The sequence below is a fragment of the Seonamhaeicola sp. genome (genome assembly GCF_028281565.1).
Taxonomy (GTDB): domain Bacteria; phylum Bacteroidota; class Bacteroidia; order Flavobacteriales; family Flavobacteriaceae; genus Seonamhaeicola.
The window spans coordinates 223,311-237,076 of record NZ_JANQJQ010000013.1; the positions used below are offsets into that span (position 1 = coordinate 223,311).

General features: G+C 37.5%; 12 protein-coding genes and 1 tRNA gene. 5 read left to right on the forward strand and 8 right to left on the reverse strand.

The window, feature by feature from the left end; translation table 11 throughout:
• Positions 1-15: 15 nt before the first annotated feature.
• Entirely contained in the window at positions 16-474 is a 459-nt protein-coding gene (gene smpB, locus Q0983_RS06405; protein WP_299550389.1) for an SsrA-binding protein SmpB, read from the reverse strand.
• Between the two features lie 132 nt (positions 475-606).
• Between smpB and Q0983_RS06410 the strand changes: the two genes are divergently transcribed.
• Together Q0983_RS06410 and lpdA are read left to right on the forward strand one after the other, a co-directional pair.
• Complete coding sequence (locus Q0983_RS06410) at positions 607-2,190, forward strand: S41 family peptidase (RefSeq protein WP_299550391.1); 1,584 nt, start codon at positions 607-609, stop codon at positions 2,188-2,190.
• Between the two features lie 302 nt (positions 2,191-2,492).
• A complete protein-coding gene (gene lpdA / locus Q0983_RS06415) occupies positions 2,493-3,893 on the forward strand; it encodes a dihydrolipoyl dehydrogenase (protein ID WP_299550393.1) in 1,401 nt (466 codons plus the stop codon).
• A 169-nt stretch (positions 3,894-4,062) separates the two neighbouring features.
• Here the strand turns inward: lpdA and Q0983_RS06420 are convergent, their stop codons facing one another.
• Positions 4,063-4,722, reverse strand: coding sequence for an HAD family phosphatase (locus tag Q0983_RS06420; RefSeq protein WP_299550395.1), 660 nt, complete (start codon positions 4,720-4,722; stop codon positions 4,063-4,065).
• 297 nt (positions 4,723-5,019) lie between these two features.
• Here Q0983_RS06420 and Q0983_RS06425 point away from each other — a divergent pair, with 297 nt between their 5' ends.
• Positions 5,020-6,426: an MATE family efflux transporter gene (locus tag Q0983_RS06425; RefSeq protein WP_299550397.1), complete on the forward strand. Its 1,407-nt coding sequence runs from the start codon at positions 5,020-5,022 to the stop codon at positions 6,424-6,426.
• Here the strand turns inward: Q0983_RS06425 and Q0983_RS06430 are convergent.
• Together Q0983_RS06430 and Q0983_RS06435 are read right to left on the reverse strand one after the other, a co-directional pair.
• On the reverse strand, positions 6,423-7,112 hold the full coding sequence (locus Q0983_RS06430; protein ID WP_299550399.1) for a DUF2490 domain-containing protein: 690 nt from the start codon (positions 7,110-7,112) through the stop codon (positions 6,423-6,425). The two genes, Q0983_RS06425 and Q0983_RS06430, sit on opposite strands and share 4 nt — an antisense overlap.
• A 23-nt stretch (positions 7,113-7,135) precedes the next feature.
• Positions 7,136-8,968: an SLC13 family permease gene (locus Q0983_RS06435; RefSeq protein ID WP_299550401.1), complete on the reverse strand. Its 1,833-nt coding sequence runs from the start codon at positions 8,966-8,968 to the stop codon at positions 7,136-7,138.
• Positions 8,969-9,300: 332 nt separating this feature from the next.
• Here Q0983_RS06435 and bshB1 point away from each other — a divergent pair, with 332 nt between their 5' ends.
• Both bshB1 and Q0983_RS06445 read left to right on the forward strand, forming a co-directional pair.
• Positions 9,301-10,023, forward strand: a complete 723-nt coding sequence (bshB1, locus tag Q0983_RS06440; protein WP_299550404.1) for a bacillithiol biosynthesis deacetylase BshB1 — start codon at positions 9,301-9,303, stop codon at positions 10,021-10,023.
• A 97-nt stretch (positions 10,024-10,120) separates the two neighbouring features.
• Positions 10,121-10,196 (forward strand) — tRNA-His (locus Q0983_RS06445).
• Between the two features lie 153 nt (positions 10,197-10,349).
• Here Q0983_RS06445 and Q0983_RS06450 read toward each other — a convergent pair.
• The 4 genes from Q0983_RS06450 to Q0983_RS06465 all read right to left on the reverse strand — a co-directional run bounded on the left by Q0983_RS06450 (position 10,350) and on the right by Q0983_RS06465 (position 13,730).
• Positions 10,350-11,375, reverse strand: coding sequence for a M28 family metallopeptidase (locus Q0983_RS06450; protein WP_299550406.1), 1,026 nt, complete (start codon positions 11,373-11,375; stop codon positions 10,350-10,352).
• Positions 11,376-11,439: 64 nt separating this feature from the next.
• A complete protein-coding gene (locus Q0983_RS06455; protein WP_299550408.1) occupies positions 11,440-12,492 on the reverse strand; it encodes a M28 family metallopeptidase in 1,053 nt (350 codons plus the stop codon).
• A 107-nt stretch (positions 12,493-12,599) separates the two neighbouring features.
• On the reverse strand, positions 12,600-12,962 hold the full coding sequence (locus Q0983_RS06460; protein WP_299550411.1) for an FUSC family protein: 363 nt from the start codon (positions 12,960-12,962) through the stop codon (positions 12,600-12,602).
• A 3-nt stretch (positions 12,963-12,965) separates the two neighbouring features.
• A complete protein-coding gene (locus Q0983_RS06465) occupies positions 12,966-13,730 on the reverse strand; it encodes a DUF3108 domain-containing protein (protein ID WP_299550413.1) in 765 nt (254 codons plus the stop codon).
• Between the last annotated feature and the right edge of the window lie 36 nt (positions 13,731-13,766).

The following is a 13,766-nucleotide window of genomic DNA, read 5'->3' on the forward strand; positions in this document are numbered from 1 at the left end:
TTAAGTGTTTCTTAATTATTTGAAGTCCTTTTTAATTCTATCAAGATTGCGTTTGTTATCTCTGTCTTTTATGGTTTCGCGTTTATCGTATAGCTTTTTACCTCTGGCCAGGGCAATATCAAGTTTGGCATAGCCCTTTTCGTTTATAAACAACCGTAATGGAATAATGGTAAGCCCCGTATTTTGCACTTCTTTTTCCAGTTTTTTGAGCTCTCTTCGGTTTAAAAGTAGTTTACGTGTTGCTTTCGGTTTGTGATTGTAATAGGTACCATGGCTATATTCTTCAATGGTCATATTAACGACAAAAAGTTCACTACGGTCATTAAACTCACAAAAACTTTCGGCAATAGACGCTTTGCTGTTTCTAATGGATTTTATCTCAGTTCCGGTTAACACAATACCGGCTGTATACTTATCCAATATTTCATATTGAAAGCGTGCTTTTTTGTTTAATATGTTGATGTTTTTTTGCATGGAGGACAAAACTACATAAATTTATTATTAGAGCTTTACTTCATGGTTCTTAAAAGTTAAAGAAACACTAATAGGTATTTAAATAAAAGAAATAGAATTACCTTAGCGGAAGCTTCAGATTTTAATAGTTATATGAAAAAACTGCTTCTGTGTATTTCCGGTTTAATACTTATGGCTTCCTGCGTGAGTGTTAAAACATACAATGAACAAATTACCAGTTTACATTCGGTTGAAGATTTACATAAAGATGTTGATAAACTATACGAGCAACTAAAAAGGCATCATCCTAAACTGTATCAATATACTTCAAAAGAAGATTTAGATTTTAAGTTTGACAGTTTAAAGAGGTCTATCCATACACCTATGGACTCCAGAGCATTCTATAAAGCCTTGGCTCCCGTTGTTACTAATGTCAGGCAAGGTCATGTATCGGTGAGTTCAGCTGCAAAACGTTTTGTTAGAAAGGACCGAAAGAAGTTGCTCAAACAAAAATTTGAGTTTTACGATTTGGATTTTGAATATTTAGAAGGCAAACTTTGGGTTAAAGCTAATAGAGGTAAAGATTCGTTATTGACGGGCAGCGAAGTCATAGCTATTGATGGCGAACCCGCAGTAGAGCTTGTAGAGACTTACAAAAAACGCTTTGCTTCCGATGGGTATAACACCACCCTGCATAACCGGTTTGTAAGCAAAGGGTTTGCTGTTTATTACTATAAAGACAAAGGGTTTGTCGATAGTTTAGAAGTAACTTTTAAGACTAAAGATTCGTTATTTTCAAAGGTTTTAAAACGCATCCCCAAAAAGGAAAAGAAGGACAAGGCTATAGAAGATTCCCTGAAAAAAGTAAAGCCTAAAAAGTTATCAAGGGAAGAAAAGATTACAAAAAAGCGCCTTGCCAGGAAAAGGCGAAAGGATAACAGAAAGTACGGTTATTTAGGCAAGCGAAAACAATACACCCGGAATTTCAACTTTATTGGGAACGATAGTTCTGTGGCATATATGAAGATCAGAACTTTTTCTAACGGGAATTATAAGAAGTTTTACAAAGAAAGCTTCGCTAAAATGGACTCGTTGCAAACACAATACTTTGTTCTGGATTTACGGGAAAATGGGGGTGGACGTATAGCAGAAATAGAAAAGCTGTATTCGTATTTAACAGATAAGGAATACCAATTCATTTTAGAAAGTGAGGTCAATAGCAGAACACCATTTTTCAAGTATCTGATGAGTAATACCACACCAAATAGCCTCAAAGTGGTTAGTGGTGTTTTATCACCTATAATCTTTGCGCACAATTTGCTGCATACTAAAAAGAAAGCCGGAAAGCTGTATTATAAGTTTGGAGAATCAAAAATTAGAAAACCCGATCCATTAAACTATAAAGGCAAAATGTACGTACTTATTAACGGGAATTCGTTTTCGGCTTCTTCATTAATATCTACGCATTTAAAAGCCACAAAAAGGGCTACGTTTGTAGGTGAAGAAACGGGTGGTGCATACAACGGAACTGTGGCCGGTATCTACAAACTATATAGATTACCGACGTCCAGATTAAGAGTACGAATGGGCTTAATGCAAATTGAAGCACCACAAAAACAAACACCCGATGGCTACGGTGTGAAACCCGATGTTGAAGTGTTGCCAACTGTTAAAGACCGACAATTAAATCGAGACCCGGAATTAAACTGGATTTTAAAGGACATGGGTAAGTTATAGTTGTTCAATAGAATCGCTTTAAAGCTAAATAAAAGTAATATTTTGTCATGCTGAACTCGTTTCAGCATCTCTTAATCGATTTATTGTGCTAGTGAATGGGACCCTGAATCCCGATAGCTATCGGGACAGGGTGACTCTTTCGTTTATAATTGATTATAGGGGTAGAAATTACATTATTATAATTTTTTTCAGTCAGAATTATTAGGAATTATAATTCTACTCTATAAACTACTTTTTTCATTGCCTTACCATAAAACATTTGTATTTTTGGTTTTCCAATTTTTTAATACAAGAATTAGTTTATGAGTTCATACGATGTAGCCGTTATTGGTTCGGGTCCCGGAGGGTATGTGGCAGCCATTCGTTGCGCACAATTAGGAATGAAAACGGCCTTAATAGAGAAGTATTCAACGCTTGGTGGTACGTGTTTAAATGTAGGATGTATCCCAAGTAAAGCACTTTTAGATTCTTCGCATCATTACGAAGATGCCGTAAAGCATTTTGAAGAGCACGGCATTGAAATCCCGGGGGATGTTAAGGTAAACCTGGAAAAAATGATCGCCCGCAAACAAGCTGTGGTAGATCAAACTACCGGAGGTATTGATTTTTTAATGAAAAAGAATAATATTGATGTATACCAGGGTCTAGGAAGTTTTAAGGATGCCACTCATATTGCAATTACCGGAGAAGAAACTACCGAAATTGAAGCCAAAAACACCATAATCGCTACGGGAAGTAAACCATCAAGTTTACCGTTCATCAATATTGATAAAGAGCGCATCATAACATCTACCGAAGCTTTAAAACTTAAAGAAATTCCAAAACATTTGATTGTTATAGGTGGTGGTGTTATTGGTTTGGAACTTGGTCAGGTTTACAAACGTTTAGGAGCCGAAGTTTCGGTGGTTGAGTTTATGGACAGGATCATTCCAACCATGGATGCCGGTTTATCTAAGGAACTTAATAAGGTCTTAAAGAAGCAGAAATTTAAAATTAACGCTTCTCACAAAGTAAAATCTGTGGAACGTGTTGGTGATGAAGTGATTGTAAAAGCAGATAATAAAAAAGGGGAAGAAGTAGAATTTAAAGGCGATTATTGTTTGGTATCTGTTGGCCGTCGCCCGTATACCGATGGTTTAAATGCCGAAGCAGCCGGTGTAAAGTTAGATGACAGAGGCAGGGTAGAGGTCAATGATCATTTACAGACCAGTGCGTCTAATATTTATGCTATAGGAGATGTGGTTAAAGGGGCTATGTTAGCCCATAAAGCGGAAGAAGAAGGTGTCTTTGTTGCTGAAACATTAGCCGGTCAAAAACCGCATATAGATTATAATTTAATTCCCGGTGTGGTTTACACATGGCCTGAAGTTGCAGCGGTTGGAAAAACAGAAGAGCAATTAAAAGAAGCGGGTGTTTCGTACAAAGTTGGACAATTCCCAATGCGCGCATTAGGCAGAAGTAGAGCCAGTATGGATATCGATGGCTTTGTTAAAGTACTGGCTGATCAGACTACCGATGAAATTTTGGGCGTCCATATGGTTGGAGCCCGTGCAGCCGATATGATCGCTGAGGCTGTGGTTGCTATGGAATACAGAGCAAGTGCTGAGGATATCTCAAGAATGTCTCACGCACATCCAACGTTTACGGAAGCTATCAAAGAAGCAGCTTTAGCGGCTACGGATGACAGAGCGCTGCATATTTAAATTAATTTAATTTTATCATAAATCAATCAAAAAGAGCAACCAATAAGGTTGCTCTTTTTGATTAAAATGCCTTTTTGTCAACCTGAACTTGTTTCAGGTTCTCATTCTGTTTAAAGTTTGATATGATGAGATTCTGAAATAAATTCAGAATGACATTTTCAACATATTTTTAGTTTAGTACGGCATTTATTTTTTCAAAAGTAATTTCCTTAAAATCGGTTATCACTTTATTGGCGGTAGAATAATCCTGGTTTTTAGAGTGAAAGCTATCAAAGCCTACGCAGTAAATACCGGCCGCATTGGCCGCCTGAATACCATTGGTAGAATCCTCAATAACCATGCATTCCTCTTTTTTAAAACCGGAAGCTTGGGCAGCTTTAATAAAAATTTCAGGATGTGGTTTGGATTGTTTTAAATCGGCACCACTTAATTTAGCCTTAAAATATTGGTTGAGGTCAAAACGTTCAAAGATCTGATCAATACTGGTCATAGCTGCAGATGAGCCTAATACTAATGTCAATCCGTTATGGTGATAATCTTTTATCAATTCTAAGACCCCATCAATAAGGGTTAGGTCTGAATTAGTGTCAAAAAAATGTTTGTAATGCTTTCTTTTTAAAGCCACCAAAGCCTCCGGAGATTGTTCCAGCTTAAAATGATCACATAAACGTTTGCAGATATTGATGGTGGATTGTCCGGTAAACGACTCATATAATTCACTGGAAACTTCAATGCCTATTTCGTCAAACATATCGTGGTAGGCCTTATAGTGCATGGGTTCGCTATCAATAATAACACCATCCATGTCAAAAATAACCGCTTTGAACATTACAAAAATTTTTGGCGAAGATAAATCAATCTAAAAAGGCAGCCTAAAAAAATCATTTTGTATTTTAAAATTATTTCAACAACTTTGTGACTTATGATTGTATAAATTAAAAAAGATTTCATCAATGTGGTACATTGATGATTTCCGTTGAAATTGTCATTCCCATGAAAATGGGAATCTAGAATATAAAAATCTAGATTTTTATTTCGACTTCCGGTTAACGTCGAGGTTCTCTCGAATAGTAAAGCGCTAAAGGATTACACCTTTGGCCATGTCTATCTTTTAATACAACTAAACATGCAATCAAATAAAATATCTTTTAAACAATTCATTCAATACTTCAAAATTGCGGTAACCGGTAAGGAGCAGGAGTTTACATCCGGCAGTATTCGCAGGGCGGTTTTTATGTTGTCTATTCCCATGATCCTGGAAATGCTCATGGAATCCATTTTTGCTATTGTGGACATTATGTATGTGTCTAAAGTCAGCGTGAATGCCGTAGCCACTATTGGTTTAACAGAATCAGTCATTACACTGGTTTATGCCGTTGCCATTGGCTTAAGTATGGCAGCAACTGCCGTAGTGGCAAGACGTGTTGGAGAAACCGATATACAAGGGGCGTCAAATGCAGCGGTTCAGGTAATTTTTCTGGGCATATTGGTGGCGGCCATTATAAGTGTGATCGGCATTTTATATCCAAAGGAAATATTGGGCCTAATGGGTGGAGAACCTGATCTAATTGAAGAAGGTTACGGTTATACACAAGTACTTTTGGGAGGTAACGTAACCATTATGTTGCTTTTTTTAATAAACGCCATATTCAGAGGTGCCGGGGATGCATCCATAGCAATGAAAGTGTTGATTGTTTCTAACGGGTTGAATATTATTCTGGATCCTATTTTTATTTTCGGATTAGGCCCTATTCCAGCTTATGGAGTTAAAGGTGCAGCAATTGCAACAACCATAGGCAGAGGAGTAGCCGTTGTATTTCAGTTAGTTGTTTTGTTCTACGGTTACGGTAAGATTAAAATTGCTTTCAAGGATTTAGTACTTAGAATAGGGGTAATGTTTAATCTTATTAAAGTATCACTTGGTGGTATTGGGCAGTTTTTAATAGGTACATCATCCTGGGTATTTTTAATGCGCATCATGAGTGAGTTTGGTAGTGAAGTATTGGCAGGCTATACTATCGCCATTCGCGTGATGATGTTCACTTTAATGCCGGCGTGGGGTATGAGTAATGCCGCAGCCACTTTGGTGGGGCAAAATTTGGGAGCTCAAAAACCGGACAGGGCAGAACTATCCGTTTGGAAAACGGGTAAGTACAGTTCCATTTTTATGGGTTTTGTATCTATAATCTATTTGGTATTTGCTCCTCAAATCATTGTGCTTTTTAATGATACGCCCGATGTGGTCAAATACGGTAGTTTATGCTTGCGTGTTATAGCTGCCGGTTATGTGTTTTACGGTTACGGTATGGTGGTTATCAATGCGTTTAACGGGGCAGGTGATACCAAAACACCTACCAAAATCAATTTTGTGTGTTTCTGGCTGTTACAGTTGCCGTTTGCTTATTTTATGGCGTTTAATTTAGATTTCGGACCCACAGGCGTATTTTGGGCCATTACTTTAGCCGAAATTCTAATAGCAGTCATTGCTATTATCTGGTTTAGAAAAGGTGATTGGAAGCTGGTTAAGGTTTAACTTTTCTTATTCCTGAAATCAGCTTTATAAAATAAACTTAACTGCAATCTGTGTAAATTCATGCCTTTTATTTTTCTGTTCAGGTAACCTACCTGTAGGTTTGCCGATTTAAACACATTAATACCTAAGGCACCATAAGCTCTGTTTTCATCAAAGCCATCATTCTTTTTAGTTTGAACGGTCCATATATACTCATTGTTCAATCTGATAAAGAATGTTTTGTTCAATGTTATTTTGGTTCCCAGTCTGTAGCGGAATCGGTTATGAAGTATGTCGTCCGTTGGTTCCGGTTTATCTAAAAAACGCTGCTCAAGTCTTATTCTGTGGTCAAAAGGCAGTTTTCCTAACTTGTGCTTGTAGCCAATTTGCTCAAACAGCCTGTTTTCATAAGTGTGGATTCCTTCTTTATTAAAACCACTATCAATGTCCATAAAACCATAAGAAAGAGATGTGGTAAGCTTAGGAGACACATGATAATTTACAGCTATATTAGTAAATAAAAAGTTGAAATTATCGGCAACTTCATAATGCCAGGACTGCACACAATTACTTAAACTAACTTTATCGGAAATTCTGTAAGTACCGCCGTAAGTGAACCAGGAACCCATTTGTTCCTCAACCGGAGCCTGAGCAAAAGAACTGTTCAAACTAAAAACAAGTATTATAAGGAAAATATATCGTTTCATTTTATCTGTTTTAGAGGTTTTAATTAAAATGGCCAAATCATTGGAACCAGTAATAATGAAATAATTAAGAACAGTAATAAAAGTGGCGCCCCGACTTTTAGATAATTCATGAACTTGTATCCACCTGCTGTCATGACCATAGCGTTTGTAGTTGTACCTATTGGTGTTAAAAATGCTGTTGATGCACTAATAGCTACTACTATCATAAATGGCTCCGGAGACAGGTTTAGCGAGCTTGCCGCTAATATGGCAATGGGTGCCATAAGTACCGCTGTTGCCGAGTTATTGATCACCTGACTAAAGGTTGTTGTTAACAGAAATACGCCGCCTAACAATAGTGACGGATGTATAGCTCCTAAATAGTTAACCAGGCCATTGGCTATAACCTGAGCCGTTCCTGTTTTTTGTAGTGCTATACCCATTGGTATCATGGCTGCAATCATTACAACACTGGTCCAGCTAATACCTTTATACGCTTTTGCCATGGGAACACAGCCCGTAAGTAATATGATACCTGCGGATATTAAAGCGGCAATTGAGCCCGGTACTATCTTAAAGACCATAAATACGATCATAAGTAATAATGATGCCATTGCTATATAAGATTTGTAGTTCAGGCTTTCAACGTTTTTAGCCATACCTTCGGGACTACCACAGATCACCAGGTTTTCGTGCTGTTTTTTAAGGTCTTCAATACTATCCCAGGTACCCCTCAACAAAAAGGCATCACCTACTTTAACTCTTATTTCTTTTTCTAATAAAGGGGTATGGTTTCTGGAGACTGCCAGGAGTTGAATACCAAATCGTTTGAAATATTCACCCAATTTATATTTTCTGCCAACTAACATGGAGTTAGGGTTTACAATAACCTCAGTCATACCAACCTCCTGATTAATAAGGTTATGTTTCAACTCATCGGTTGTTTCCGGTTCAAGAGGTAATAACCCTAATCTAAAACGGATCATAATGCGGTTTATAGCCTCGGTATCACCTTTTACGGTTATAATATCATGATATCTTAGTTTGGTATCTAAATCCGGAAACTCTTCAAACTTAGGATACCCCTTTAACACATTGGGGTGCCTTCTTTTAAGTCTTATTATGGTCACATTGAACGCTTCTTCAAAGTCCCATTTTTTGATCTTGGTATTGATTAAAGGAGACAATGATCTGATACGTAACCTATAGTAATCATCATCTATTTTATAGGCTCCAATCCAGTTGTGTAGTGTAGATTCAATGTTTACAGGTTTGTTATTTGTTTTGTTCTTTGGCAACAACTTATAGCCAATATACCTGAAGTATAAAAGTGCTATGATTAAAAGAGGTAAACCGATCAGCCCGAATTCAAAGAAAGAGAAGCCTTCCAAATCGGCTTCAACCAAAGCATTACTGGCAATAATGTTAGGAGGTGTACCTGTTAAGGTTAGCAAACCACCGGTGTTAGAACCAAAAGCAACCGGCATTAACATTTTAGATGGTAAGGTCCCAATACTCCAGGCAGAAGAAATTGTAAGCGGCATTAAGGTGGCAACAGTACCGGTGTTACTCACAAAACCGGAAAGGACACCGGCACCTAAACTTACTATGACCAGTAATTTGGGGACGCTCTTACCGGCCCATTCCACAAATTTCTTACCCGCCATGGCTGTCCAGCCGGTTTGGGCAATACCTTCACCAATAATAAAAAGAGCGGCAATCATGATAACGGTTGGGTTACTGAATCCGCTCAATGTTTCGGGAGCCGTTAAAATGCCGGTCAGGTATAAGCTTATCATTGATATCAGAGCAACAATATCGGGAGTGAACTTTCCCCAGACAAAGAGTCCGATAGTCACAACTAATATGAAGAGCATTAAGTACATAGTTTTTAGTGTTTTCTTGTTAACTTTTTTTGATTGGTTTCCTTGTAAATAAATTACATGGTAAAATTACCACCCAGTACCCCTTATAATTATGACTAATGTCATACTTTTGGGCATCCCTTTATTTTTCAATAATTGTTATATTTAGCATATAAAAATTAAAGAAAGTGCTAACGAAGACGTTTTCGTAATTATGAGTTTTACGAGTTCTTTAATTTCTTTTGAGGAATAGGAAACAGAAACCTTAAAAAACACCTTAAAAATTTAAAGTATAGCCCTAATTTTAGGGCAGATTTCATTATTTATGTGTAGAAATTGAAACTATGAAACTAGATATTCTTGCCATAGGGGCCCATCCGGACGATGTTGAATTAGGTTGTGGAGCAACCATAGCTAAAGAGATCGCTAATGGTAAAAAAGTGGGCATTGTAGATTTGACAAGAGGAGAATTGGGAACACGGGGAACTGCGGAAACCAGAGCTACTGAATCCGAAGAAGCCAGAAAGATCTTAGGAGCTGTTATAAGGTTGAATATGGGATTTGCTGATGGCTTTTTTGTAAATGATAAGTACCATCAAATAGAACTTATTAAAGTGATACGCAATTACAGACCGGATATAGTTTTGTGTAATGCTGTTGAAGACAGGCATATTGACCACGGAAGGGGAAGTAAACTGTTAAGCGACGCCTGTTTTTTAAGTGGTTTGGTCAAGATTGGTACTAAGGCTGAAGATGCTGATGGCTGGCAGGAACCATGGCGCCCCAAACAGGTGTATCATTACATACAATGGAACAATTTGGAACCTGATTTTGTGGTTGACGTCTCAGGGTTTATCGATAAAAAGATGGAAGCTGTTTTAGCGTATAAAACACAATTCTTTGACACCCATAGTAAAGAACCGGAAACGCCTATATCAAGTAAAAACTTTAAGGACAGTATAAAATACAGGGCACGAGATCTGGGGCGTTTGATAGGTGTGGAATATGCCGAAGGTTTTAATGTAGAGCGTTACGTGGCTGTAGATAGTTTATACGATTTGAAATAAAGAACGGAACATTTCTTGCTTAAAATATTAAAAAAGTCTTTGCAGAAAAACCGAAATCCGTTACATTTGCACTCGCATTGTAAAATGCGGTTTACATGGTGGTTGTAGCTCAGTTGGTTAGAGCGCCTGATTGTGGTTCAGGAGGTCGTCGGTTCGAGACCGATCTTCCACCCAAAACAAAAGCCTCTCCTTTTTGGAGGGGCTTCTTTTGTACATAGGATAATCGGTCGAGAAGTTTATACTGAGCGCAGTCGAAGTGAGACCGATCTTCCACCCAAAACAAAAGCCTCTCGTTTATGCGAGGGGCTTCTTTTGTATTAAAAACTTTATTTTTTCTCTTTCTTTTCATCCAGTTCAATACGTGCCTCTCTGTTCGCTAATTCCCAGGCGGTATAAAAAATCAATTTGGCCCGGGTTGCCAGAAGTTCGTACTCAATCTTATCAGGCGTATCGGTTGGCTTGTGATAATCAGCATGGGTACCATTGAAATAGAAGATTACCGGGATATTATTTTTGGCAAAATTGTAATGGTCTGACCTGTAATAAAATCGGTTGGGGTCATTATCGGCATTATAAGTATAATCAAATTTCATATTGATATACTCTTTATTAACAGCCTCTGATACCTCGTGCAATTCTTTACTTAATTTATCTGATCCGATCAGGTATAAATAATTTGGATTGTTTTCATGTTTTGGATCGATTCTTCCAATCATATCTATATTCAAATTAGCAACGGTGTTTTTCAAAGGAAAAACAGGGTCAACATCGGTATAATAACGTGATCCGAAAAGGCCAATCTCTTCACCGGTAACATGTAAAAATAAGATAGAACGTTTTGGTCCGTGGCCTTTATCGGCAGCTTTTTTGAACGCTTCTGCAATTTCAATGATCGCCACTGTGCCTGAACCGTCATCATCAGCCCCATTATTAACTTCTCCAAATTTGGAAATACCGATGTGGTCCAGGTGCGCCGAAATAACAAGGACTTCTTCCGGTTTTTCAGACCCTTTGATGTATGCCAATACATTTTCCGAAGCTTTAATGCCCCCTCTAAAGAATGACTCCGGAATTTCCTGAAAATAATCCCCTTCACTTATGGGCGAAGGAATACCATTAGCCACATACTGGTCCTTAATAAACGCTACTGCCTTCTTTTGTCCGGGTTCCCCTGTTTTCCTGCCTTCGTATGCATCCGAGGCATAGGTATAGAGCATTTCTTTCAACTCATCTGCTGTAATGGTGTTAGCATAGTCTACCGGATTAGCCGCTTTGTTATTGTCTTTATTTTTTGAAGAACTACATGCCGCAATTAAACATGCCGTAAAAAATAATAATGTTATTTTTCGCATATTATCTCAACTTTTTAAGCTGCTATAATACAAAAAAAGCCTTTATTAAAAGGCTTTCTTCGGTTTATTTTAACAGTTCATTATCTTCGTCCAAAACGATTCTGTGTTCCTGGTTCGCTATTTGCCAGGCAGTAGCAAATACCAGTTGAGCTCTCCTTTGTAGTAACGGATAATCAATCTTATCAGGAGTATCTGTGGGTTTGTGATAATCGGCATGCTCACCATTAAAGTAGAAAATTACCGGAACACCTTTTGTCGCAAAATTGTAATGGTCTGACCTTGAATAATAGTTGTTACTTTCCCGTAGGGCATTGTATTTATAATCAAGATAAATATTGAAATAGGCCTCATTAACTTTTTCAGAGAGATAGTGTAATTCTTTGCTCAATCTATCTGAGCCAATTAAATAGATGTAGTCTTTGTTGTTTGTGTGTAAATCATCAACCCTTCCAATCATATCAATATTAAGGTCGGCAACCGTATTTTCAATAGGAAAAGCAGGATACATGGTATAGTATTCCGAGCCCTTTTTCCCTAATTCCTCAGCCGTAAAGTGAAGAAATAAAATGCTTCGTTTCGGGCCAAAACCTTCTTTTTTTGCTGTGTTAAAGGCCTGAGCCATTTCCATAAGGGCTACAGTGCCCGAACCATCGTCATCTGCTCCGTTGTTAATTTGTCCGTCGTCTTCAATTCCCAAATGATCCAAATGTGCAGATATAACCACTATTTCATCCGGCTTTTCCGAACCTTCAATAAAAGCTAAAACATTGTCTGTATCTTTTGTATTATTATTGAAGAAACCTGACGGAATGGTTTGAAAATAATTATCACCACCATAAGCAGATTCTATGTGTTCATTTTGGTAATACGTTTTTAAAAAATTAGCGGCTAATTGGTGCCCTTTTTCCCCGGCTTCCCTACCTTCAAACTCGTCCGAAGAAAAGGTGTAAAGATGTGTTTTTAATTCTTCGGATGTTATGGTATTAGCATATTTTACTACTGCCGCACTATCCACCAGTTGAATACTGTCTTTCAGGTTTTGAATTTTTGTAGTGTATCTTGGTGTGGCACAAGTGCCTACTAAGGTGAATGCAAAGAGTATGCAAAAGGTTTTCATCTGTGATTAGTCAGTTTTAGTGTCAGATGGATTAATAGGCTATTTTATGGCTTACTAATTTTAGTCTTGCCAAATATACAAATAACCGGGAAAAGCTTGCCTTATAATTAGAGATCTTCTATTTCCGTTGCATCCATGTCAAACTCATCTGCGTCTATGCCTTCCAACTCTTTAATAGCGTCTTCTTCTGATTTGATTTCAGTGGCTTCCAACGCTTTGGTGTCAGCTACTTCGGTTTTTGTGAATACGGCTTTGTAAGTGGTTATTGCTAATGCCATAATGGTTAAAAAGAAAGTGAATTGAATAATCTTTTTTACTTGTCCGGTTTTTTTTGAAAAATAAAAAGCCAGGAGTCCAAAAACAAGCGCTAAAACAGAAGGGATTATGGCTAAATTGGAAGCAGGTAAAACCGCTAATGAGATTGCTAAAAACGAAGCAATTATTGCTAATATTGTGAAAAGTCTTCTCATAATTTAAGATTTTAATCCGGTAGCCGATTTAATTTTTAACTCGCCGTTTCCAACGGGAATTTTAAATGTTCCGTAAACCATTATTTTGTTAGCGTCAGCGGTAAGCCATAGTAAATTATTATTACTGCCCTCTAAAACTTTTGATTGACTACCTATTGAAATTTTATAGCAGGTCTTTTTACCAATAGCAGTATTAATAGTTTCTTTGCCCAGGTACGTAATAGATGCTTTGGTCTCTTTTCTGTCAAAAACAATAGTGACTGTTTTTCTTTCTCCCTTTTGCATGGATTCGTAATTAAATAACCTGATATGGTACAAAGTGGAAACGATATCTTTGGTTCCGGGGTTAAACTTAAAATCCTTGTTTTCAACCTGATTGTTCTTTTTGGTTTGTACGGATTTGATCGTTTTGGTTTTATTACTGAAAGTGTATTTCATGGCTTTAAAATAACTACCTTCATTAATGTTTCGTTTGTATAGATACGGCGTTAAGGTTTTTGGGTTTACATAGCTTTCATACAGATCCCTGATCTTAAAAAAATGGTCCCATTTGCTATAAGTGGCCGCTGTACATTTCAATCTTAAAAGTGTCGCTTTAGAGGTTTGCACATTACTGGTTTCCATAGTTACCTGGGCAATATCATTAAGGATCCCTGACATGTTGTATGAAGCCGTATAAACAAGCTTTTCACCCGGAGCTATAGCAGTATTTTGAGCGTTTACGGAGCCAGACCATAAAAAAATGAGTAGGAGTAGAATACGCGTCATATAAAATGATTTATGGCTTATAAGTTTCGTTGAACA